General features: G+C 55.8%; 25 protein-coding genes and 1 pseudogene. 15 read left to right on the forward strand and 11 right to left on the reverse strand.

Translation table 11 applies throughout. The features are described from left to right. Positions 1-14 precede the first annotated feature (14 nt). Both queG and RAL90_RS16370 read left to right on the forward strand, forming a co-directional pair. Entirely contained in the window at positions 15-1,103 is a 1,089-nt protein-coding gene (gene queG, locus RAL90_RS12235; protein ID WP_372340475.1) for a tRNA epoxyqueuosine(34) reductase QueG, read from the forward strand. A gap of 2 nt (positions 1,104-1,105) precedes the next feature. Further along, the gene (locus RAL90_RS16370; protein WP_372340476.1) at positions 1,106-1,351 is read left to right on the forward strand and encodes a DUF1272 domain-containing protein; all 246 of its coding nucleotides are present in this window, start codon (positions 1,106-1,108) and stop codon (positions 1,349-1,351) included. A gap of 129 nt (positions 1,352-1,480) precedes the next feature. Here RAL90_RS16370 and RAL90_RS12240 read toward each other — a convergent pair whose 3' ends face one another. Both RAL90_RS12240 and RAL90_RS12245 read right to left on the reverse strand, forming a co-directional pair. Beyond that, positions 1,481-1,708, reverse strand: coding sequence for a YqaE/Pmp3 family membrane protein (locus RAL90_RS12240; protein ID WP_306251021.1), 228 nt, complete (start codon positions 1,706-1,708; stop codon positions 1,481-1,483). 272 nt (positions 1,709-1,980) lie between these two features. Continuing rightward, positions 1,981-2,703 (reverse strand): NAD-dependent deacylase, encoded by a 723-nt coding sequence (locus tag RAL90_RS12245; RefSeq protein ID WP_372340477.1) that lies wholly within the window; start codon positions 2,701-2,703, stop codon positions 1,981-1,983. A 51-nt stretch (positions 2,704-2,754) separates the two neighbouring features. Here RAL90_RS12245 and RAL90_RS12250 point away from each other — a divergent pair, with 51 nt between their 5' ends. From RAL90_RS12250 to RAL90_RS12285, 8 genes and pseudogenes are all read left to right on the forward strand, one after another. Next, positions 2,755-3,222, forward strand: a complete 468-nt coding sequence (locus RAL90_RS12250) for a low molecular weight protein-tyrosine-phosphatase (RefSeq protein ID WP_306251026.1) — start codon at positions 2,755-2,757, stop codon at positions 3,220-3,222. Continuing rightward, positions 3,212-4,120 (forward strand): SDR family oxidoreductase, encoded by a 909-nt coding sequence (locus RAL90_RS12255; RefSeq protein ID WP_306251028.1) that lies wholly within the window; start codon positions 3,212-3,214, stop codon positions 4,118-4,120. Before RAL90_RS12250 ends, RAL90_RS12255 begins: the two co-directional genes overlap by 11 nt. A gap of 90 nt (positions 4,121-4,210) precedes the next feature. Beyond that, complete coding sequence (locus tag RAL90_RS12260; RefSeq protein ID WP_306251030.1) at positions 4,211-4,486, forward strand: hypothetical protein; 276 nt, start codon at positions 4,211-4,213, stop codon at positions 4,484-4,486. A 68-nt stretch (positions 4,487-4,554) separates the two neighbouring features. Further along, a complete protein-coding gene (locus RAL90_RS12265; protein ID WP_306251032.1) occupies positions 4,555-5,388 on the forward strand; it encodes an IS5 family transposase in 834 nt (277 codons plus the stop codon). A gap of 211 nt (positions 5,389-5,599) precedes the next feature. Beyond that, a pseudogene (locus tag RAL90_RS12270) lies at positions 5,600-6,318 on the forward strand (IS5 family transposase); the annotation flags it as partial. A 299-nt stretch (positions 6,319-6,617) separates the two neighbouring features. Next, complete coding sequence (locus RAL90_RS12275) at positions 6,618-6,887, forward strand: hypothetical protein (RefSeq protein WP_306251034.1); 270 nt, start codon at positions 6,618-6,620, stop codon at positions 6,885-6,887. Between the two features lie 113 nt (positions 6,888-7,000). Next, entirely contained in the window at positions 7,001-7,336 is a 336-nt protein-coding gene (locus RAL90_RS12280) for a metalloregulator ArsR/SmtB family transcription factor (protein WP_306251036.1), read from the forward strand. Further along, on the forward strand, positions 7,333-8,316 hold the full coding sequence (locus tag RAL90_RS12285; protein ID WP_306251037.1) for an acyl-CoA desaturase: 984 nt from the start codon (positions 7,333-7,335) through the stop codon (positions 8,314-8,316). The genes RAL90_RS12280 and RAL90_RS12285 overlap by 4 nt, the downstream gene beginning before the upstream one ends. A 19-nt stretch (positions 8,317-8,335) precedes the next feature. On the opposite strand, the gene RAL90_RS12290 is transcribed toward RAL90_RS12285, so the two are convergent. The 7 genes from RAL90_RS12290 to RAL90_RS12320 form a co-directional block, all read right to left on the reverse strand. Beyond that, positions 8,336-8,731: a hypothetical protein gene (locus tag RAL90_RS12290; protein ID WP_306251039.1), complete on the reverse strand. Its 396-nt coding sequence runs from the start codon at positions 8,729-8,731 to the stop codon at positions 8,336-8,338. Between the two features lie 11 nt (positions 8,732-8,742). Next, positions 8,743-9,057, reverse strand: a complete 315-nt coding sequence (locus tag RAL90_RS12295) for a YbjQ family protein (protein ID WP_306251041.1) — start codon at positions 9,055-9,057, stop codon at positions 8,743-8,745. Positions 9,058-9,061: 4 nt separating this feature from the next. Continuing rightward, on the reverse strand, positions 9,062-9,283 hold the full coding sequence (locus tag RAL90_RS12300) for a hypothetical protein (RefSeq protein ID WP_306251043.1): 222 nt from the start codon (positions 9,281-9,283) through the stop codon (positions 9,062-9,064). Positions 9,284-9,422: 139 nt separating this feature from the next. Continuing rightward, positions 9,423-10,346 carry a glycine--tRNA ligase subunit alpha gene (locus RAL90_RS12305; RefSeq protein ID WP_306254057.1) on the reverse strand — a complete coding sequence of 308 codons (924 nt, stop codon included), beginning with the start codon at positions 10,344-10,346 and terminating at the stop codon, positions 9,423-9,425. Between the two features lie 93 nt (positions 10,347-10,439). Continuing rightward, positions 10,440-11,453 (reverse strand): hypothetical protein, encoded by a 1,014-nt coding sequence (locus RAL90_RS12310; protein ID WP_306251045.1) that lies wholly within the window; start codon positions 11,451-11,453, stop codon positions 10,440-10,442. Between the two features lie 11 nt (positions 11,454-11,464). Then, positions 11,465-12,994, reverse strand: coding sequence for a M56 family metallopeptidase (locus RAL90_RS12315; protein WP_306251046.1), 1,530 nt, complete (start codon positions 12,992-12,994; stop codon positions 11,465-11,467). Positions 12,995-13,098: 104 nt separating this feature from the next. Beyond that, the gene (locus tag RAL90_RS12320) at positions 13,099-13,503 is read right to left on the reverse strand and encodes a BlaI/MecI/CopY family transcriptional regulator (protein WP_306251048.1); all 405 of its coding nucleotides are present in this window, start codon (positions 13,501-13,503) and stop codon (positions 13,099-13,101) included. Between the two features lie 130 nt (positions 13,504-13,633). On the opposite strand from RAL90_RS12320, the gene RAL90_RS12325 reads away from it, so the two are divergent. Further along, on the forward strand, positions 13,634-14,152 hold the full coding sequence (locus tag RAL90_RS12325) for a hypothetical protein (RefSeq protein WP_306251050.1): 519 nt from the start codon (positions 13,634-13,636) through the stop codon (positions 14,150-14,152). Between the two features lie 20 nt (positions 14,153-14,172). Beyond that, positions 14,173-14,907, forward strand: coding sequence for a DUF2270 domain-containing protein (locus RAL90_RS12330; RefSeq protein WP_306251052.1), 735 nt, complete (start codon positions 14,173-14,175; stop codon positions 14,905-14,907). 22 nt (positions 14,908-14,929) lie between these two features. Here RAL90_RS12330 and RAL90_RS12335 read toward each other — a convergent pair whose 3' ends face one another. Next, positions 14,930-16,201 carry an FAD-binding domain-containing protein gene (locus RAL90_RS12335; protein WP_306251054.1) on the reverse strand — a complete coding sequence of 424 codons (1,272 nt, stop codon included), beginning with the start codon at positions 16,199-16,201 and terminating at the stop codon, positions 14,930-14,932. Between the two features lie 220 nt (positions 16,202-16,421). Between RAL90_RS12335 and RAL90_RS12340 the strand changes: the two genes are divergently transcribed. Both RAL90_RS12340 and RAL90_RS12345 read left to right on the forward strand, forming a co-directional pair. Continuing rightward, on the forward strand, positions 16,422-16,892 hold the full coding sequence (locus tag RAL90_RS12340; RefSeq protein ID WP_306251056.1) for a hypothetical protein: 471 nt from the start codon (positions 16,422-16,424) through the stop codon (positions 16,890-16,892). A 6-nt stretch (positions 16,893-16,898) separates the two neighbouring features. Further along, positions 16,899-17,096 (forward strand): helix-turn-helix transcriptional regulator, encoded by a 198-nt coding sequence (locus RAL90_RS12345; RefSeq protein ID WP_306251059.1) that lies wholly within the window; start codon positions 16,899-16,901, stop codon positions 17,094-17,096. Between the two features lie 738 nt (positions 17,097-17,834). Here RAL90_RS12345 and RAL90_RS12350 read toward each other — a convergent pair. Beyond that, positions 17,835-18,407, reverse strand: a complete 573-nt coding sequence (locus RAL90_RS12350; protein ID WP_306251061.1) for an arsinothricin resistance N-acetyltransferase ArsN1 family B — start codon at positions 18,405-18,407, stop codon at positions 17,835-17,837. A gap of 279 nt (positions 18,408-18,686) precedes the next feature. Between RAL90_RS12350 and RAL90_RS12355 the strand changes: the two genes are divergently transcribed. Beyond that, positions 18,687-21,329 carry a hypothetical protein gene (locus RAL90_RS12355; protein ID WP_306251063.1) on the forward strand — a complete coding sequence of 881 codons (2,643 nt, stop codon included), beginning with the start codon at positions 18,687-18,689 and terminating at the stop codon, positions 21,327-21,329. Positions 21,330-21,558 lie beyond the last annotated feature (229 nt).

Here is a 21,558-nt window from a genome sequence, read left to right on the forward strand (position 1 = left end):
TCCTGCCTTCCAATATGAAAGAAACGTGCCAGACGAAGCAGGGCAGAAAATTGACCACAAACGGGAAAGAAGAGATCAGAACCAAGGCACTTGCTGAAGGTTTTGACGCCGTGGGCTTCACCACCGCGACATTGCCCGGCAAAGTGGGTGATGGCCTTTCTGACTGGCTCACTGCCGACCATCATGGCTCCATGGAATGGATGCGAGAGCGACAATCACAGCGTCGCTCACCCGATGCGCTGTGGCCTGCTGCCCGTTCCGTCATCATGCTTGGGCTGAACTACGGACCTGATGCAGATCCCCTGCAGAAACTGACATACACGGAGATGGCAAATATATCCGTGTATGCGCAGAACAAGGATTATCACGACCTTATCAAGAAGCGCCTGAAGCGTATCGGCCGATGGCTTTGCGCCACCTATGACTGCGAAGTGAAAGTCTTTGTGGATACAGCACCGGTTATGGAAAAACCGATTGCGGCGCAAGCCGGCCTCGGTTGGCAGGGCAAACACACAAATCTTGTTTCACGGGAATTCGGTTCCTGGTTATTTCTCGGTGCCATCTTTACAACGCTTGATTTACCTGAAGACAATCCGGAAGCAGATCACTGTGGCCGTTGCCAGAGTTGCCTTGATATTTGCCCCACCAACGCCTTCCCCCAACCCTATCAACTGGATGCGCGGCGCTGTATTTCCTACCTGACAATCGAGCACAAAGGGCACATCCCGACAGAATTTCGCAAAGCGATGGGTAATCGCATTTATGGCTGCGATGACTGCCTCGCGGTCTGCCCGTGGAATAAATTTGCACAGCAAACAGAAGAAATGGCGTTTCATACACGCGCCAGCCTGAAAGCCCCTCTGCTCGTCGAGCTGGCGATGCTGGATGATGCTGGCTTTCGGGAACACTTTCGCGCATCGCCCGTCAAACGCATTGGGCGTGACCGCTTCATCAGGAATGTCATGATCGCCATAGGCAATAGCAGCGCCAGCCCTGAGCTGATTGCAGTGGCGCAACATAACATGAATGATGCCTCCGAACTGGTGCGAGAAGCCGCGCGCTGGGCGCTGGAGGAACTCACCCAGCTATCTTCAGGGAGTTGATGATGCTTGAAATGCGACCCGGCTGTGAGTGCTGCGACAAAGATCTGCCGCCAGAATCGACAGAAGCGCGTATTTGCTCGTTCGAATGCACCTTCTGCAAAACCTGCGCGGAAGAAAAGCTGGAGGGTATTTGCCCGAATTGCGGCGGCAGTTTCACCATACGCCCAACCAGACAAAAGGCGCTGCTACTCAAATATCCGGCAGCCACACATCGCATTTACAAACCAGACGGTTGTATGGGAGACTGAGGCCGCCGAAAAAAACAGACCAGCCAGATTCCAAGGGGGAGAGAGAAATCCGGCCAGTCTGCCTGTTCATCTGACGTCAGATGAAAATGCGTCGCCCCGCAATGGGTAAGCAAGGCGAACATCTTTTCCTTAAACGAGACTGCTCGCGCTGATTGTCGCAGCGCCAGTTGTTGAAACGTCTTCATCATCCTCTTCCAGGCTATTCACAACCCAGAGCGCGTGAAGGACGCCCGGGATAAACCCGCAAACAGTCAGCGCAAGGTTGATCACGAGGTAAAGACCACCGCCACGGCGGAATGCCACAATAACAGGTGGCAGGATGATAGCGAAAATATTCTGTATAATTTTACCCAGCATAATCAGTCTCCTAGACTACAGGCGCGTTTGTTGGGGAGAACCACACGCACCGGTTTACATCCCTGCTGAGTGAGATTTACATCTCGATGACTGACACTTCCGTCCTTGTATTTGCTGAGCTGCCCAGCCCTTCAACACAAGAGGATGATCGATTGTGGCCGCCTGAGCCTGATTGATTTTTCGATCATCTATCGTTCAAACCACGCTAAACACGGATTCCCGATCCGCATGTGACGCAAATCACACCCACCGATGTTTCCTGCCACTAGCAACTATCTGCTAACAGCGGACATCAATCGACCAACAAAGACGGGCACCTGCTCAGCCGCCGGTCCGTAAAAAGCCTCGTCAAAGAGGTGGGCGTTTTCAGATGGCTCAAGGTTGATTTCCATACAGGGAATGCCGAGCGACTTCGCCTCCCCCACAAATCCTGCTGCCGGATAAACAGAACCGGACGTACCGATTGAGACGAACAGGTCTGCTTCTGCAACAGCCTCGGCGATTTCTTCCATCAACATCGGCACTTCCCCAAACCAGACAATATGTGGGCGCAACGTGCCGCGCTCTGCGCAATCAGGACAGGAGACAGTTACAGACAACGCATCGGCCCATTCCCGGACGGTGCCACAACTGGTGCATCTGGCTTTGGTCAACTCTCCATGCATGTGCCAGACACTTTTGCTGCCACCACGCTCATGAAGATCATCCACATTCTGGGTGACAAGTGTGAGGCAGCCACCTGCTTCACGCTTCGCTTGCGCCAACTGTGCCAATGCATCATGCGCAGGGTTTGGCTGCACAGTTGGAAGCCCTGCACGTCGCAGATTGTAGAACTCATGCAACAGATTAGGGTTCGCCGCGAACCCTTCCGGCGTTGCAACATCGCGGTAGTGATATTTCGCCCAGATACCGCCACTGTCCCGAAAGGTCGGCACGCCAGAGTCAGCGCTGATGCCGGCGCCGGTCAGAACAACAATTCTGTCTGAAAGGTCCATGGCTTGTTCTAACAGGATGACAGGACGCAGCAAAGCACGCATAATTGCCCGATGAAGCGTATTCTATTCGTCTGCCTTGGGAACATCTGTCGCTCACCGGCTGCTGAGGGCGTTTTTCGCGCCCGGGCAAAGGAAGCAGGTTTCGATGTTTATTGTGACTCTGCCGGCACGGGCGCATGGCATGTTGGCAAAGCACCTGATGCGCGCATGCAGGCGACGGCAAAACGGCGCGGGATAGGCCTGTCACAACTAAGTGCCCGCCAGGTAGACCTCGCTGACTTTTACGAATTCGATTATCTGGTGGCCATGGATCTCAATAACCACCATTCACTTCTGGCCATGGCCCCTGCCAACAGGGAATGTGATATTCGTTTGTTCCTCGATTTTGCAGGCTGCTCAGAGCGCGAAGTACCGGATCCATATTATGGTGGTGCTGATGGCTTTGAACATGTTTTCGATCTGATCGAAGATGCTGCGCGGGGATTTCTCGAACATCTGGAAAACGAGGATGACGGATAAATCGCCGAACCATAACCACCTGCTTTGCCTCGGTTTGGGTTACACAGCTGGATACACGGCAAAAGCAATGCTCGAAAAGCGCTGGCTGGTGAGCGGCACAACCCGCTCAAGCGAAAAAGCTGAAAAACTAGATAAAAAAGGCATCAAACCTCTTATATGGGACGCTGCCAAGGGCATTCCTGATACTGATTTTTCAAATGTCACTGAAATTCTCGTCTCAACTGCCCCTGACACAAATGGCTGCCCTTCACTTGAGATGATAAAAAAAGTCAAAAGCAGGATGACTGCCTTGCGCAGTGTTATCTACTATTCTTCCACAGGCGTATGCGGTGATCATGGGGGAGACTGGATTGATGAGGATACGGAACCTGTCTCCACCTTGACTCGTGGCAGGCAACGCCTGAAAGCTGAGAAGCAATGGCGCACGTTCAGCGAGGAACAGCGCATTGCGGTTACCATTCTCAGACTTTCCGGCATTTACGGGCCTGGGCGAAATGCTCTGGTAACATTACAAAGACAGGGCGATGACGCCCGTCGTGTCTTCAAACCAGGGCAGGTTTTTAATCGCATCCATGTAGAAGATATTGCAGCCATTACGCGGCTTATTCTTGAAAGGTCCGCCACGAACTGTTTGCCCGCTCATAACCTTTACAATCTGGCAGATGACGAACCTGCCCCCCCACAGGACGTTATCGAATATGCGGCACAACTGTCAGATCGTGAAAAACCACCACTGGTCTCTCTTGAAGACGCCAACCTTTCAGATATGGCAAGAAGTTTCTATGCTGAGAACAAGCGTATCAGGAACGACCGCCTGAAGCAGGACCTGGGTTATAAATTTCTCTACCCAAACTGGCGCGAGGGGCTGAAAGCCCTGGCGGCTTCCAGCTCTACCTGAGGTGGATATGGGCACTAAAGAACAACCATTTAACCATATACCGGATGTTAAGCGATTTTGAGTAACGTCTGCTCGTCTAGAGGGTAGTACGTGCGCAGTTCAATTAACAGGGAAGACAACCCCGTCTCACGGGAGTTGCTGAATTCTGCCGCTGAAGGCAGTGCGCTTGCAGCACTTATCAGCCTGCTCGGTGTCGCCTGTATCTATGCTGCGCTTTATCATCAAGCCGTGACCGTAACAGCAATTATATGGGCAGGCGCTGCCTTCTCTGTTGCTGGTGCAAGTCTGATTGTTTCCTCATTTGAATACAAGGGTGCCCGCCTGTTCAGCATACCGGTGCAACAATTATTGTCTCTTAGAGCCTGATCCAAAAGTATCTGGGTGATTTCAACGACTTATGATTCTCTTTGTTTGCTTAAGACACGGAGGATCAGATGAGTTGGAATGAAACCACCCGCACATGTTATGACCGCAGTTTCCTGCGCTATGCAAGTGATCTGACGGACGACGAATGGGCTTTGATTGAACCTGAAATACCTCTTCCAAATCGGATGGGGCGTCCTCGCAAGTGGCCGATGCGGGAGATCATGAACGCCTTGTTGTATATCGCGTCTACTGGCTGCCAATGGCGCATGTTACCAAGGGATTTCCCGCCTTTTTCGACGGTTCAGAAATATTTTTATTGGTGGCGTGATGACAGATTGCTGGAAAAGATCAATCACCGCCTGCTGTTTGAATGCCGCGAAGCACACGGCAGAAGCCCACACCCCAGCGCAGGTGTGATCGATAGCCAGTCGGTTAAAACCACAGAAAGTGGCGGTATTACTGGCTTTGACGCGGGCAAAAATATAAAAGGCCGCAAGCGGCATATTCTGACGGATACGGAAGGCTTTCTGGTGACAGCACTTGTGCATGCCGCGGATGTACAGGATCGCGACGGCGCACCAGCGGTGTTGATGGAAGCGCGAGACAAATTTCCATGGCTTCGCCATATCTTTGCCGATGGTGGCTATGCGGGAGATAAGCTAAAGCGCAAACTTAAAAAAGTCGGTCCATTCCGGATGGAAATCATCAAGCGATCCGATAAAATGAAAGGCTTTAAAGTCCTGCCCCGGCGATGGGTCGTAGAACGCACATTCGCATGGTTAGGGCGATCACGCCGTCTCGCCAAGGATTGGGAACGATGCTGGACCTCAGCTATCGCATGGCTATTCATGGCTCACATCCGTATCGCAACAAGACGACTGGCAAGAGCATGTTTCATATGAAAGACTTTTGATTCAGACTCTAAGTATTAACTTACTCTCGAAGTTATTACTCGTAGATCCAAATACTATTCTATATAAAGAAATAATTCCTTCTGCCGTTCCGGTTCTAGGGTCTGTACCCAATTTAACTGATTGATTTGTTTGTGCAAAGCGTGATTCAGGGATTTCCGAAAGGGAGTCTTAAATGGCGCGGTTTGATTTGTCGGATGAAGAATGGGCGGTGATTGAACCGTTGTTGCCAAAGGTTAGCCGCGGCCCGAAGCGCAAAGATGATCGTACGATCCTGAACGGCATCTTTTACATTTTGCGCACAGGCGCGCCATGGCGGGACTTGCCGGAACGATATGGACCGTACACGACTGCTTACAATCGGTATAACAGGTGGGGCGAGCGCGGCGTCTGGAAGGGCATATTCGATGCGCTCGCTGAAGAATGTGAGGACAGTCTGATCTTCATAGACGCCTCGATTGTCAAAGCTCACCGCGCAGCGAGTGGCTCAAAAAGGGGGAACTGGCGGAAGATATTGGACGCTCACGGGGCGGTCGCACAAGCAAAGTTCACGTGGCCGTAGATGAAAATGGCAGGCCATTGCGCATTGAGGTCACTGGCGGCCATGTTCATGACAGCCAGGTGATGAATGTCTTCCTCGACTGGGAGATGCCGCCTCTGGCGATGGTCCTGGACAAAGCCTATGGCAGTGCGAAGATCAGGCGCGATATCGCCGATGAAGGTGCGTTGGCGGTTATTCCCGCCAAGTCCAATGCGCGCAATCCGGTCCCGCATGACACCAGCCTTTACGCCATGCGTAATATTGTCGAGCGGTTCTTCTGCAAAATGAAAGACATGAGACGGCTGGCTACACGGTTCGAGAAATCTCGAAGGAACTTCATCAACATGATATATCTCTTCGCAGCAAAATGCTGGATCAATTGAGTCCACACCCTAGTCGCTGTTGTCTTGCGGCTCCGAATGCGCGGCACACATGTCCACGAAATTTAGTGAACTATAAAGGACGTAATGATGCGCTGAAAACGTCAGCTTGTGGTCGCGCCTAAGACCACCGAGGGCCAGCGTTCAATGCCGCATATGGGCCAATAACCGTCCTCCAATTTCAAACTGAGACACTACCCAGACCCGTGCTGCCTTGCCCGCTACGGGATTAGAAGCTAGGCTTTGCCTTACCAAACACTTGGGCGCTGCAAACATCCGGGCGCTGAAAGGCAGGAATGATGAAAAAAGACAATGATGTCTGGACCCGCAATGAGGACGGCAGCGTCACCTTCAAGCTGATGAAGACCGCGTCCACAACCCTGATTCAGGACGACAAGGTCGCCGTGCAGGTCACTTTTCAGCATAAACCATCTGCAGACCCGGCCTTCAAGCCGGAAGAAGTGCAGTTCGTCATGCCCCTGTCAGCCGCCAGAGAACTCGCCGACTATTTCCAGCGCCTCGCCGCCATGGCCGATGACACTGACCCCGCCAACGCAACACTGCATTAGGGCATCGCAATCGCTAATATATCTACCCAATGTGATATGCTGACTCAAACGCCATATAGACAGGCCGAAATAATTAACCTATTAGTTAATTATTTAGAAGGTTAATCAGTTTCATGGATGCTGTTTTTGAAGCGCTTGCCTCTGGCCCGAGACGCAAAATTCTCGCTTATCTGTCAGAGGGAAAGCTGACTGCTGGCGAAATCGCAGCGCGATTTGAAATGAGCAAGCCCGCCATATCAAAACATCTGCAAATTCTCGAAAATGCCCGGCTCATTACGGGCAGGCGCGCTGGTCAGTATACCCACTATGCTCTTGTTGCCGATAACCTCGTCAACACATTGAATGGCTATGTGCAGGAAGTCTGCCCGGTCTCTCGCCCCATAAAATACGAACGCAAGCGAAAAAGCAAAGCTCTACGGGATGTTGAGGAGCAGGAGAGTACATCATGAAACTGGTGAAAGGGTCTGAACGCATCATTGCCATAAACAACGAAGATCCGGCACGCGGGCACGTCATCTGGAAACCGGCCAAGTCAGTCTGGATTGGCACAATGACGATAGTTGCCATTATTGGCGCACCACTGACCTTCAGCCTTGAAGCGCTCCTTGTTTTCCTTGTACTGACAGGAGCAACACTATGCGCGGGGCATTCTGTCGGTATGCACCGGCGTCTGATTCACAGCAGCTTCGACTGCTCGCTCTGGCTGGAATACTTTCTGGTCTGGCTGGGTACACTTGTCGGGATGGCTGGCCCCATCGGCATGATCCGGCAACATGATCTGCGCGACTGGGCACAACGCCAACCGGCGTGTCATGACTATCTGTGCCACGCACGTGGCATCTGGCAGGATTATTTCTGGCAATGCCACTGTGATGTCGCACTGGAGAATGAACCAGAGTTCAGGCTTGAGGACCGATTACGTAATGACAAAGTCTATGCCTGGATGGAGCGAACATGGATATGGCAACAACTCCCGCTTGCGCTGCTGCTGCTGTTTCTGGGTGGCTTACCGTGGCTCATCTGGGGTGTGGCGCTACGCGTCACAATAAGTGTAACGGGCCACTGGCTGGTTGGCTATTTCGCGCATCACGAAACAAAGCATCGTAATGACAGAATGAGCTGGCGTGTCCTGGGCGCAAGTGTGCAGGGTAAGGATGTTCCGGTTGCCGGGCTTATCAGCATGGGGGAAAGCTGGCACAATAATCATCATGCCTATCCGGGTTCAGCAAAAATAGGCCTGTTACCCGGACAACCTGATCCCGGATGGTGGTTCATCAAGTTTCTGGAGCGGTTAGACCTCGCCTGGGATATCAAAACCCCTGCTGTAATGCCCGACCGGGAAGAGCTGATCCGCTTGCAAAATACAGATACTGGATGTACGATATGCCACTTGCGTCGGCACATATGGAGAAGAGTTTTCGGCGCCTAGAACAGACCGAGACTAACCATCACTCTCGCCTGGGCTGCTCTGCACTCCTAACGCGGCGCTCGAAAAACGCCATCGCCGCAGCTTCATCACCAGCATACCAGCCCCGCTGCTGAAGCTGCAAAGCGTCCTGCGCCTCCACTTCCACAAAGCCCCTGAACAAGGCCGCAGGATGAGCCGGATGCTCGCCGAACGTAAAGCTGTAGACTTCGCGCCCCTCACTGACGACACAGACGCTGACATTCTCAGCAGGGCTCATGCAGTCAGCATCATCACGGCCGGAGACCTTCTGCATCAATTCAATCAGACCGGGGGCGGAGGTTTTGATGCCAAGCTCGGAAACGGCAGCTTCTTCCACAGGTGTTCCCCCGCAGGCTGTCATGGATAAGGCGAGAAAGCCTGCAATAATTTTTTTCATGCCCGCCTCCCTCACGCCAGCTTCACGGCTGTACCAAACGCCAGAATTTCTGCAGCACCCGGCGTAATGGTCGACGTCGTAAAGCGCATCCCGATAATGGCGTCCGCGCCCAGTTCCTCCGCGTGGCGCACCATGCGGTCATAGGCCTGCTCGCGCGCTTCCGCCATCAGCTTGGAATATTCCGTCATCTCCCCGCCGACAAGATTGCGCAGGCTGGCCACAAAATCAGTACCCACATGTTTCGCCCGGATCACATTGCCCCGGCAGATACCGATCGTTTCCACCACATCCCTGCCAGCCACATATTCCACAGTTGCCACAAGCATCCGCCTACTCCTTTATGTTCTTCTCATAATAATCGTCTTCCTTGTTGTTCATCCGCTGCAGGACGACGCCCAGAAAGACAAACACAAATATGCCGCCCAGCGCCAGAATGGGCAGGCCGAACGGAAATGTCGCGATAGTGCCAAGCACAATCAGCACACCATAAAACAAGACACCAATGCCGGAAATAATCAGAATCCCGATCAGGGCAATATCTTCAAGCTTCATATGCCAGGTCCTCCCTTTACAAAATATGTGGGGTTTGCAGGCTGTTTTGCAAGCCTGCCTTCACACATTCGCTGCCCTATATAAGCACAGGCGCAACAACCGCCCTCACGCGACACCGCCAAGGCCAGCCTGCAGACGGCTAGTCATAATCCACGACACCAGCGCCCTGCGTGCGCCCCTGCGGGCTTTCCAGCCACGCTTCACAACAGGCCTTGGATAGAGTACGCACACGGAGAATATAGGACTGGCGCTCCGTCACGGAAATCACACCCCGGGCATCCAAAAGGTTGAACAGGTGTGACGCCTTGATGCACTGGTCATAGGCCGGCAGCGCGTAAGACTTGCCAGCCGCCTTGCCTGCCTCAATCGTTTTCAGGCAGGCCGCTTCCGCTTCCCGGAACTGGTCGAGCAGATCATCCGTGTTTGCCAATTCAAAATTGTAGCCGGAAAACTCAACCTCCTGCTGGTGGAAAACATCCCCATAGGTGACACCCGCGCCATTGAAGTCCAGATCATACCCGTTATCGACACCCTGCACATACATCGCGAGGCGCTCCAGACCATAGGTCAATTCGCCGGTCACGGGCTTGCAGTCAAAACCACCAACCTGCTGAAAATAGGTGAACTGGGAAACTTCCATCCCGTCGCACCAGACTTCCCAGCCAAGGCCCCAGGCCCCCAGCGTCGGGCTCTCCCAGTCATCCTCCACGAAACGGATATCGTGAATCGCCCGATCGATGCCGAGCGCGTCAAGACTGCCAAGATAGAGTTCCTGAATATCGTCCGGGGACGGTTTCAACACCACCTGAAACTGATAATAATGCTGGAAGCGGTTCGGGTTCGCGCCATAGCGCCCGTCGGTCGGGCGGCGGCAGGGCTGCACATAGGCCGCTTTCCAGGGCTTCTCCCCCAGCGAGCGCAAGGTTGTCGCCGGGTGAAACGTGCCCGCGCCCATTTCCATGTCATAGGGTTGCAAAATCACGCAGCCATGAGCCGCCCAATATTGCTGCAACGTCATGATAAGCCCCTGAAAGGACTGGTCTTTCTTCTCACCGTCGGCCATGGCCATAAATCTTTCCCGGATCAGTTTGGCCGGACGCTACTGATCGTCAACCCGGGGGTCAAGAGAGCCATTCGGCCGGCAACGGCAAAATGCCTATTCTGCGCTTTTCTTCATCCGGCGCGGGTCAAACCCGGCGATCTTCATCGACACAACCTCATCCGGCGCCGGCAGCGCATAACCGCGCGAGGTAAACGCCTCCAGATAGCTCGCGCTGATACCGTGAATCCGGAACGCGATCAGTTCATCCGCGGTAATATCTTCATACCCCATATCCCGGACAGCAGCGATAAAAGCCGGTGTCACCCCGTGAATGCGAAAGGCGATCAGTTCCTTCGGCTCAAGACCATCAAACCCAAGCGCCGCATACTCGTTTGCAACGATTGGCGTGACGCCATGTATCCGCATCGCCATCAGGTCATCACTGTCAAGATCGGCGAAACCGGGGCCCATATCGCGCACGGCACGGGCAAAATCGGCTGTCACGCCATGAATACGAAAGCCGACCAGATCATCAGGCCGCACCCCAACGGACGCAAGCTCGCGCACATAATCACCGTCTACCCCATGAATGACCAGTGCGATGAAATCATCCAGTTCAGGCACGTCATATCCAGCTGCGCTCATGTCATCCAGCAGCGAAATCCTCGCGTCCTGCAGGGCCAGCAGAAACATCTCGCTTTCCTTGGGCGCATCGAGGCCACGCGCCACCAATGCATCAGAAAATGCTGATGACGGAGCAAAATCGCACAGGCCAATCCCGGCCCCCTCCCCCGCCTGCCCGTCACAGGTCAGCTCCCCGGCATCGCGGCGCATGGCAAAGGATACCTCCCGGCTGCCCGCAGCATTCAGGTCCTGCGCCCGCAACCCTTCAAGGTCCTCAAGGGGAAAATGATCGCTGCTGTTCATCTGCCCGCCACGTGTGGTGATCTGGCGCAAATGCAGTTTTACATGTCCCTCTGGCAGGGCATCAGTGGCGGGCGTGATGCGCCAGTCAATCGCGCCATCAGCTGCCTGGGCAACGCCCGAACCGGGCAATCCCAGACCTGCCAGCAGCAGGGCACCACTTGCCACCACGGCACTGACTGTTGTTTTTTTTATGATACGCATGTGGAATATCCTTATTGGTCGGAAAGTTTTTTGAGAGTGCGCACGTCCACGCCATGGGCGCGCATATCGATCATGTCATCAGCATCGAGATCGTCATAGCCAATGTCCCGGAAAGACTGGATATAGTCTGGCGTCACGCCCATGATCCGGAATTCCAGCAAGTCGTCAAAATCAAGATCCGGGAAACCGGCATCGGCAATCTGCCGTGCAAATTCTGCGCTGATGCCGTGAACACGCGCCTCGACAATTTCATCAACACCCAGTGTGCCAAATCCGGCGCGCTGGAGGCCGCGCAGATAGTCTGCACTCACCCCGTGAATCCTGAACTCGATCAGCGCATCCAGTGTGATGTTGTCGAGACCCGGATAGGCCATTGCGATTTCCTCGGCATAAGTCGGCGTGACCCCATGAATTTTTGCTTCAACAAGCTGGTCAATATCGGGGTCATGTGCCAGCGCGTGCATCGCCGGTGCCTTTTTTTCCATCCGCACAGAAACATCAGGCAGAACCGGCGCAGGCGGCGTGACGCGCAAGGCAGGCGCTTCCACAATCTCCGGCATGTTGGCAAGCAGCGGCGGATAGGTCGGGGCTGTTTCCTGAAAGGTCAGGGCCGCAACCGGGGCCGCGCATAAAAGCATGACCACGAGCGCCGCAAGACCAGCGGGCAATGCCATCGCCTGACGCCGGGCATTTTCATCCAGCACCCGCTCGACACGCTGGCGCAGGGAGTTTTTGCCCGCCGCAACACCATGGGCCGCAGCAACCCCGTGCGTATTGTCATGACGCACCGCATCCACCAGCAATTTGGCATAGCCCGTCCGGCTGGCACCATTCATCAGAACGGTATCATCCGTTGCTTCTTCGCGCAACTGATGGGCCTGACGCGCCAGTTGCCAGACCAGCGGGTTGAACCAGAAAACCGCCACAGCAGCGCGCGAAATCAACAGTTTCAGCCAGTCCCCCCGGATCACATGGGCCAGTTCATGGGAAATAATACCGGCTGCCTGGTCGCTGCTGGCGTCAACTGTCTCCGGGTCAATAACAATCACCGGACGGATGAACCCCCAGCTGATCGGCGAACTGACTTTCTCACTGATCAACAGCGCCGCCCCTTCCCGGAATCGGAAGTCAGACTGCGCCTGCGCCAGCGCACTCAGCCATACGGGCGACTGTACCACATCGGAGGACTGACGAATGCGCACAAGCTCCGTCAGGTTGAACAGGATCATCAACAGCATCAGCGCAGCAGGCACCGCATAGATCGCCAGCACCAACTGCGGGGCCCATGCGGCAACCATCTCTTTACTGATGACCACGAAAGGCCCGTCTGCGGCCTCTCCCTGCCCTGATACCACAGCACTATCTGTTTCGGGGGCACGCGATGTCGCCTCCGCCACCAGTTCCCGAACCTGCCGATCCGCATCACTCAGGACAGGACTCTCGGCGGTGCCAAATCCGCTCACCGGGGTTACAGATACACCCGGCAATAACAGGCTTGCCGGCACCAAAAACAACAACGCCACAAAGCCGCTATGGACCATAAAAGACCTCTCAGCCGCAGATCGTTTGCGTAACAGCTACAGCACCAACAGCACCAGCGCGGCCACCACAACAGATTTCAATGCAAGTTCCACCGCCCACAACATCATGACACCTCACCTTTTTCGTCAGATGACGGATCACTACCAGCCCGCGCCTTCGCAATCATCTCTTCAAGCTGCTCAATATCGCCGTCTTCCAGCTTGTCAGACATGCCGATCAGGGCCGACGCCGCATTGACAGCGGAGCCACCGAAAAACGTGCCGACAATCTTCTGCAACGCGGTCTGGCGCGCCGTATCTTCCGGAATTTTTGGCGCATACACAAAGCCGCGCCCTTCGCGCCGCCGGTTGACATAGCCCTTGCCTTCCAGGCGCGAGAGCATGGAGCGCACGGCCTGGGCACTGACAGCCTCTGACAGGTTTTCACTGATCGCAGCCGGGCTCATGGCCCCGCGCTCATAAAGTAGTGTGACAATTTCGCGTTCCCGCGGCGGCAAATGGTCAAGCATGGTCAAACCTCAAAGCGCTACATTTGTCGCGATGCTACAAATGTAGCGCATAAAGTCAACCCCCGCTCCGGAACTTGCCTCTAGCCATTAGCCTGCTTAAGCTGTGCTTTGGGCGAAGAGGAGAATTTGCATGAAAACGATTACGTCCATTGTCCTTATCGTTATTCTCAGTTTCATCGCGCATGAGGCCGCCCATTTCATCATGGCCATTGCCCTTGGCTATGAAGCTGTTGCCACCATCAATCATGTGCGCCCTGTCGGCCCGGTTGAGCCGGGTCATGCCCTGCTGATCGCCGCTGCCGGTCCCGCCCTGACATATGGTCAGGGCATCATCGGTTTCCTGATGGCGCGGGGCAGTGCCTCCATGCTTGGCCTGCATCTGGTCGTGGTTGCCGCTATCCAGCGGCTGATGGCGGCCATTGTCAGCATGAACAACCCGAATGACGAGATGCGCATCAGCCTTGATCTGGGGCTTGGGCAATGGACACTCCCGGCCATCGTCACCGGGTCACTGCTGCTCCTGATGATCCTCAGTGCCCGCACTGTCAGACCCGGTTGGCTTTATGTCTTCTATGCCTGGCTCGGCCTCAGTATCGGCTTTTCGCTTGCGGTCTTCGGCGAGCCATATCTGCCAGTGATACGCTTTTAGCGCACTGGCAAAATGCAACCTTGCCAACGGGGCTGAAACTGCCGACAAATACGCCCATGGAAAATAACTGGAAAGACTGGGAGACACCGCCGGGCGGCACGGGCAATAATCTCGATTCTGCGGCGATTGGCGCCCTCGCCCATCTTTACCGGGGTGAAGTCTACCGCTCAACCATCTGGCGCACCCGCCTGGACACCACCACAAACTGGTCCGTGGTCACCCTCGGTCTGGCCATGTCGATCAGCTTCGCCAGCCCGGATGCCTCGCCCCTGCCTTTGCTGCTTGTTGGTATCCTGATTTTCATGTTCCTGATTCTGGAAGCGCGCCGTTACCGTTATTTCAATGTCTGGCGCGCCAGGGCCCGCTGGATCGAGACTAATTTCTACGCCCCGATGCTGTTGCGCTCTTCCACGCCGGAGCCGGGCGAGTGGCAAGATGTACTGGCGCAGGACTATCTCACCCCGCAATATCATATCGGTTTCTGGCGCGCGCTGGGTCGCCGCCTGCGCCGCAATTACATGTGGATACTGAGTTTTCAGGCACTGGCCTATTATGGCAAGATCATCATCCACCCGACCCCGCTGACAAGCCTGGAGGAACTGTTTGACCGCATGACCCTCGGGCCCCTGCCGGGCATCGCCGTCTTCCTCATCGGTCTCGCAATTCATACAAGCTGGATCACCCTCGCTTTCAGCACCCGCAATGCGGACCGTCGCAAACACGGTCACCGCGATGCGGTGGACTCAATGGGCTGAGCGAATACCTCCCTATACCGACTTATCCGCACAACCCCAGCTCTGCCGCCAACACGGGAATTTTCTTCTTCAACCCGAAGAAGCCCTTGCGGGCATGTGGCCAGCACGCGCTGTCGTAATCGCGCAATAGCTGCACTAGTGTGATGCCATTATCAGCCAAAATGGTTGCCACCCCCGCCAGCTTGTCCGCGACGGGACCAACCGGCGCATAAGCCGTCACCACGATATTTGCCCCGGCGCGTGTCGCCATCTCCATCAGCGCCGTTGCCCAGTCATCGCGTGTGCTCACCTGACTGATGATCTCCCCCTCAGCCGCCACCACCTCAACGGCGTCAACCACGGCCCCTTGCGCGAAATCTTTTGCCCGCGCGCCAACCGGCAGGGGGGAGCGCGTGTCCGTTGCCACCAGGCCGATCACAGCGGCCGGCGCAAAAGGCAGTGACAGGCTCTGTGGCTGGCAGTCTTCCTCCGTCACGAGCAGCACGAAAGGTGCATCAACTTTCGGGGCCGGTGGCGGCACAAACGCCCGGAAGGGCGCTGGCAGCGTTTCGTCCAGCGCGGGGGCCTCATCAGCAAGGCCCGTTGCCGGCGCAAACCTTCCATCCGTGTACTTCTCTATATTGCTGGCCCTTGCCAGATAGGTCTTGCCCTTCGTATGCAATCCGCCAACCCAGCGCCAGGACAATGTGTTGGACGCCGCATCCCCATCCAGCAGGTGACGGTAGAAAAAATCCGCCCCCAGCACCCAGGGCAGTTTCAGGGTGAAAATCCAGATACTGGCAAACCACATCCGCGCATGATTGTGCAGATACCCCGTTTCTGTCAGCTCCTGCACCCATGCATCGAAACAGCCAATGCCGGTCTGCCCGGCCCATGCCTGTTCAACGGCCCCGCGCAAGCCGCTATTGCCTGCGAGATTTTCCAGCGCCTGGTCAAGCCCCTGCTGATAGTCCGCCCAGATATCAGGGTGTTGTTCAAGATACCCCTTGAAATAACTGCGCCAGAAAACTTCCTGCACGAACTTGTCTGCTGTGCTGAGGCTGTATCTCTTCAACACTCCCCGCAGCACCTCCTCTTCACGCAGCAGCCGGTGCCGGACCCATGGAGACAGGCAGGAGATATTGTTCCGGCGCGCCGGGCCGTAATCATGATTGCGGGTGCTGGCATAGGCCCGGCCCGCATGGGGCAGGAACGCTTGCAACCGCGCCAGCCCGGCAGCCCGTGTCGGCACCCAGTCCGGGGCTCCCGCCTGCGCCGCCGCTGGCTGATCGTCAAAAAGGGAATGCTGTGTCATGCGTCCAACTCCATCCCGGCAGATATAGGGCCACTCCTGCAAACCCGCCACTGCCGCTCTCAGCGCGCTGTCACCAGGATCAGAACAGGCCCGCAAAGGGCTGGGCGCAAAAATATGACAAATAAACTTGTCATTTGCCACCAGATATGCAAAGTTTACTTGTCACATTACACCAGCCAGCGGGCAGCGCGCCTGAAGCGCTGAAAAAAAGGAGACGGAAATGAAAAAGACATCCCCTGCCATGGCGGCCTCCACCAGATGGCTCGGCATCCTTGTCGTGCTCGCGCCCCTTGCTTTTCTCGCGTCCCTGCCATGGCTCAGCAACCAGCCAGACGCGATTGTTTTCCTCGCCACAGGCATCGCGACCACAATCGTGGTCATTGGCAGTCTGATCATTGCAGCGGTAAAAGATCAGGAGATGGATGAATGGCATCGCAGCGCGGCACGTTTTGCAAGCCAGTGGGGCTGGATCAGCGGCGGCAGCCTCATCGCCATATTGCTCGCTGTCCCGGCTGTGCACGACGCCTTGCTTGGCGTGGTCATGTTATTTGCTGACGGCCCGTCACTTGAGGAAGACCTTGTCCTGATGATTGTAACCTTGAGCTTTATGGCCGTGATCGCCACCCAGGCAATCTGCACCGTTGCCCTCAACATGCTGTGGCGCGCGCGCATGTCAGGCCCGGCCCGCTAGGCGACCATGAAAAACCATATCCGGGAATTACGCCAGGCACGCGGCTGGAGCCAGGCAGCATTGGCAGAACATCTGGGGGTCTCACGAAACTCCGTAAACTCCATTGAAAACGGACGCTTCGACCCCTCCCTGCCCCTCGCCTTCGATATCGCCGAAGCCTTTGACCTGAGCATAGAAGAAGTTTTCATCCGTACAGATGAATAACAGGCAGCCAGAACAAAAGAGCCCGCAGCCCTGCCGAAAAATGTCCAGGCGCTACGCCCAATTTGAACGACGGGCATTCGCCAAGAACGGTCAATTCCGTGCATACCGCCAATGGCGGTACAGGAGCTTTTATCGGACGAATGCTTTACCGAATAGGCGCGCGCAGGTAAGCTGTCCAGAATGGGTTTTCCGAAGGAAATAAGTACGCACGAAGATCTCCGCTGCTGTCATGTCTGGCGCAGCATTGGTACACACATATGGTTTGAGTATGGCATTCCGAAAATTGAGTTGTTAAAAAATGGTCGCCGCACCGTGCACGGAGAACTGACGCTGCATGTCGAGAGTGACAACTGGCGACTTATAGTTGACGGTCAGTGCCCCCTAATTTCCGACACCGTATCCGATGGCAATTTTAGAGCTTATGGACCGAGGTGGTTTCTAGACAAACCTCTTCCGCAATTCACCGACGGCTCCTCGAAACAAGTTGAACTGTCGTTCTCGCCCTCGATTTCACTTATCGTATTTCCAGATAGCTCTGGCGATGTCGATTATGAACTGTCAATCAGGCTTCCTGACGGAACGTATTGGGGATTTCTCTTCAATCGAGGTTGGTTCTTATCGTCGTAGCTCTGCATGCGACTAATGCGCTTGTTATTAGGCTGTTTACGTCCCGATTTCTGCCTTTGCATTTACTTTCGCAACCGTCAATTTTGGCCCAAACCCGGGCACGCTGATTGCCTACGCCCCACCGGCAAGCACCGTGTCATAGAAACACGCCCGGTTCTGGCCGAAAGCCAGGGGCGGTGACGGCTGATCCGGCAGGGCCTGCAACGCGCGCCCCCACCAGCCCACATCCCGCCACGCGCCTTGCTTGAAGCCAACACGCGGATAGACCCCCACGGGGCTGAACCCCATCTGCTCATGCAGGGCCACGCTGGCTGCATTTGGCAGCGCGATCCCGGCAAATACACTGCCAAATCCCTGTTTCGTCAGTGTCGCGAATAATTGCCCGTAAAGAACGCAAGCAAGGCCCTGACGCCGCGCCGCCTCAGCCACATAGACGCTGACATCGCAGGACCATTTATATGCAGCCCGCGTGCGATGTGTCGTGGCATAGGCATAGGCCCTGATGCCCGCATCACTTTCCGCCACAAGCCAGGGGTGCGTGCGCACCGTCGCCTCAATGCGCTGCGCCATCTCATCAGCGCCCGGCGGCGTTTCCTCAAAAGAAATGAATGTGTCCCTGACAATAGGCGCATAAAGGCGCGCAATCTCAGCGCCATCTTCCGCGTGGGCAATGCGTATCCTCACCTGTCCCTCTCGCCATAACACCGCCACATCATGCCGCGGTTTCCCGCGTGTTTAATACAGCAAATGCGAGCAGCGATATAGCATCCACCACCAGGCCCGACCCGTAAGAAGAAAATTTTGCACATAAACCGCCGCAAAAGGATGAGATTTCTGGTCATTCCCCCACTGCCCTGTATGCTGTCCCCATCAGTGGAGCTATGGTGAAGGGACCTTGAAATGAAGACCTGTTTTCTCAATAAAACTTTTCTCAGTGTAAGTACAATATGCCTAGGGATAGCCTTGGGCTGGACCATGCTGCCAGGAGCGGCCTATGCCGAGACCTGTACCCTCGACACGGACGGCGACGGCATTGCCGATGGTGTTGCAAACGCCACAGACAACAGCAGCGAAGACAGCAATCTCGCTTGCGGCACAGATGCAGAAGCCAGTGGCGGCAGCGGCGCCACAGCCATCGGCGAAGAGAGCATTGCCAGCGGGAGCGCCTCAACCGCTATCGGGGCGGCCGCAGAAGCCACAAATGTTCAGGCAACAGCTGTCGGCTCGCTTGCCGTAGCAAGTGGCGGCAGCGCGACAGCCATCGGCTATCGGTCCGTGGCATCAGCCGCTGATGCCACGGCTCTCGGCAATGCCTCCTCTGCGTTTGGCGAGGATTCTACTGCTGTCGGTGCTGGCGCCTTTGTCACAGCCGCCGACGCGCTGGGCATTGGCGCCGGTGCCATGGCAGCCAGTGAACGCGCCATTGCAGTTGGTCGGAGTGTTATTGTCTCCGGCGAAGGTGCCATCGCCATTGGCAGCGACGGAGATGATGTCGATGACGCTTCTGATACCAGTGTCCGCATTGGCGCTCAGGCGAGCGGTGATTACGCCGTCGCCCTTGGCGCAGATACAGAAGCCTCCGGCAGCGCGGCCTTCGCGGGCGGTTACGGCGCCCAGGCCAGCAATACGGACACTGTGGCTCTTGGCATCAATACCGTCGCCAGCGGCAACTCATCCATGGCGCTGGGCCAATCTTCCATCGCCACTGCGCAGAGAAGCCTCGCCATCGGAACAGATAATCTCGCCAGTGGCTTCTCTGCGATCGCCATCGGTGCACTTTCCGACGCAACAGCGCAACAAACCGTCGCCATCGGCAGTGATGCAAACGCCACCGCCAGAACAGCCATAGCAATAGGCACCAACACTAATGCGACGGCTAGAAATGCCATCGCTATGGGCAATAACTCGGACGCAACCGGTGAAAACGCCTCTGCCTTTGGCCCGTCTGCGGATGCAGTAGCTGATAACAGCGTCGCGGTTGGCATTGATGCCCGTGCAGAAGAAGAAAGCGCGATCGCGATGGGTAACGATGCCCTGTCAAGCGGGGTCAACAGCATTAGCCTTGGCACTTTGAGCTCAGCCGCGGCTGACAACAGCCTGGCTTTCGGGGCCAACACATCGGCGATTTTCGCAAACAGCGTGGCATTGGGCGCCGGGTCCGTTACAGACCGGGAAGACAGCATTTCCGTCGGTTCTGACGGTAATGAGCGACAGATTACCAATGTGGCAGACGGGACAGAAGATACAGACGCCGTGAATGTCGGCCAACTGAACATTATCTCTGCATCAGTCAATATAAATACATCCAATATCACTACGAACACGGCTGCGATCAGCGGTTTGGATGCCCGCCTCACAACTCTGGAAAACAGTGTTACAGGTGGCAGTCTTGATGGAACTGGCGATGACAGCACTGCGGTAGGAGACAACGCTGATGCATCCGGGGACGGATCAACAGCAGTCGGAGACGACACTGGTGCCACAGGCGATGATTCAACTGCCCTTGGTTATGAATCAACTGCCAACGGCACTGCTTCTACGGCACTGGGGGCGGGCGCGGAGGCTGATGGTCTTGGTGCCACCGCTGTGGGCTTTGGGGCGGAAGCAGATGAGGATTTTGCCGTCGCTGTTGGCGGCCAGTCCTCTGCCACGGGAGAAAACTCAACGGCCATAGGTGATTCCGCCACAGCAAGCGCAGATGACGCGACAGCGCTTGGCGCAAATGCCCAGGCTTTTGGCGAGGACTCCACGGCCGTTGGCGAGGGCAGCTTCGCCTCGGCTGAAGGGGCAACGGCGCTTGGCGAAGACTCACGAGCGACCGGCATTGAGTCGACAGCGATTGGCGAGAACGCCACAGCCTCTGGTAGCAACTCTATTGCTCTTGGTACTGATGCAAATAATGACGGTGTTGGCGCGAGTGCCTCTGGCGCAGGCGCTGTTGCCATCGGCGCGGACGCATCGGCCGAGTTCGACAACTCCGTCGCTATCGGTCAGGGCGCAACGACAACGCGAGCAGACCAGATTGTGGTCGGCTCCAGCAGTAACACGGTCACCATGGCTGGCATCACCTCGGCAGAAAGCGCCGCAGCCCAGTCCGGCGCGATTGAGCTTGTTACAACAGATGCCAACGGCAATCTCGCCAGCGATGGCGGGGCCCTGCAGGCGCAGGTTAACACCAACTCGGCAGATATTATCAGTAACCGTACCGCAATTACGACGAACGCTAATAATATTTCAGCCCTGCAAACCAGCGTCTCGTCAAACGCCACAGCTATCTCGGCAAACTCTGCCGCCATCGCTTCCAATTCGAGCCTGATTGACCTCAACGCCTCGGCCATCGCCATCAACACAGGCGCCATCGGCGAGCTGCGCGAAGGCACCGCCTCTCTCGCCGCGATCCCCGACCTTTATCTGAACAAGGATGAAACCTGGACAATCGCCGGCGGCTTTGGCGGTTATGACGACGGCTTTGGTGGCCTGGAAACAGCCTTTGGCGGCGGCTTCCAGATGCGCAGCTCAACCTCAGATAACTGGTCTGTCGGCATGGTCGGCAGCGTCTCCCAAAACACCCAGACCTTCCGTGTACAAGCCCGTATCGGGGGATAACGCAAAACAGACCCTGCCCTCTCAAGCATCCAGAGGTCAGGGCAGAAATCCCTCCCCGCGTCATCCCGTAATGCGCTACGGCATGAAATGCTGCTGCGCAGATACGGGACAAATCTCCGGAACACACCGCACTCATGAAGTGCTCCGTAAGCAGACAAAATCAGCGCCACCTTGATGGACGTCAAGCTACCAATATGAGCAGTCGTTAGAAGACAGTGCAGCCTTTAGC

Source organism: Parvularcula sp. IMCC14364 (assembly GCF_030758415.1).
Lineage (GTDB): Bacteria > Pseudomonadota > Alphaproteobacteria > Caulobacterales > Parvularculaceae > Aquisalinus.

Coding starts and splice junctions, on each gene's coding strand:
- queG (WP_372340475.1), top strand. CDS start 15: ATGAAAGAAACGTGCCAGACGAAGCAGGGCAGAAAATTGACCACAAAC.
- RAL90_RS16370 (WP_372340476.1), top strand. CDS start 1,106: ATGCTTGAAATGCGACCCGGCTGTGAGTGCTGCGACAAAGATCTGCCG.
- RAL90_RS12240 (WP_306251021.1), bottom strand. CDS start 1,708: ATGCTGGGTAAAATTATACAGAATATTTTCGCTATCATCCTGCCACCT.
- RAL90_RS12245 (WP_372340477.1), bottom strand. CDS start 2,703: ATGGACCTTTCAGACAGAATTGTTGTTCTGACCGGCGCCGGCATCAGC.
- RAL90_RS12250 (WP_306251026.1), top strand. CDS start 2,755: ATGAAGCGTATTCTATTCGTCTGCCTTGGGAACATCTGTCGCTCACCG.
- RAL90_RS12255 (WP_306251028.1), top strand. CDS start 3,212: ATGACGGATAAATCGCCGAACCATAACCACCTGCTTTGCCTCGGTTTG.
- RAL90_RS12265 (WP_306251032.1), top strand. CDS start 4,555: ATGAGTTGGAATGAAACCACCCGCACATGTTATGACCGCAGTTTCCTG.
- RAL90_RS12275 (WP_306251034.1), top strand. CDS start 6,618: ATGAAAAAAGACAATGATGTCTGGACCCGCAATGAGGACGGCAGCGTC.
- RAL90_RS12280 (WP_306251036.1), top strand. CDS start 7,001: ATGGATGCTGTTTTTGAAGCGCTTGCCTCTGGCCCGAGACGCAAAATT.
- RAL90_RS12285 (WP_306251037.1), top strand. CDS start 7,333: ATGAAACTGGTGAAAGGGTCTGAACGCATCATTGCCATAAACAACGAA.
- RAL90_RS12290 (WP_306251039.1), bottom strand. CDS start 8,731: ATGAAAAAAATTATTGCAGGCTTTCTCGCCTTATCCATGACAGCCTGC.
- RAL90_RS12295 (WP_306251041.1), bottom strand. CDS start 9,057: ATGCTTGTGGCAACTGTGGAATATGTGGCTGGCAGGGATGTGGTGGAA.
- RAL90_RS12300 (WP_306251043.1), bottom strand. CDS start 9,283: ATGAAGCTTGAAGATATTGCCCTGATCGGGATTCTGATTATTTCCGGC.
- RAL90_RS12305 (WP_306254057.1), bottom strand. CDS start 10,346: ATGGCCGACGGTGAGAAGAAAGACCAGTCCTTTCAGGGGCTTATCATG.
- RAL90_RS12310 (WP_306251045.1), bottom strand. CDS start 11,453: ATGCGTATCATAAAAAAAACAACAGTCAGTGCCGTGGTGGCAAGTGGT.
- RAL90_RS12315 (WP_306251046.1), bottom strand. CDS start 12,994: ATGGTCCATAGCGGCTTTGTGGCGTTGTTGTTTTTGGTGCCGGCAAGC.
- RAL90_RS12320 (WP_306251048.1), bottom strand. CDS start 13,503: ATGCTTGACCATTTGCCGCCGCGGGAACGCGAAATTGTCACACTACTT.
- RAL90_RS12325 (WP_306251050.1), top strand. CDS start 13,634: ATGAAAACGATTACGTCCATTGTCCTTATCGTTATTCTCAGTTTCATC.
- RAL90_RS12335 (WP_306251054.1), bottom strand. CDS start 16,201: ATGACACAGCATTCCCTTTTTGACGATCAGCCAGCGGCGGCGCAGGCG.
- RAL90_RS12340 (WP_306251056.1), top strand. CDS start 16,422: ATGAAAAAGACATCCCCTGCCATGGCGGCCTCCACCAGATGGCTCGGC.
- RAL90_RS12345 (WP_306251059.1), top strand. CDS start 16,899: ATGAAAAACCATATCCGGGAATTACGCCAGGCACGCGGCTGGAGCCAG.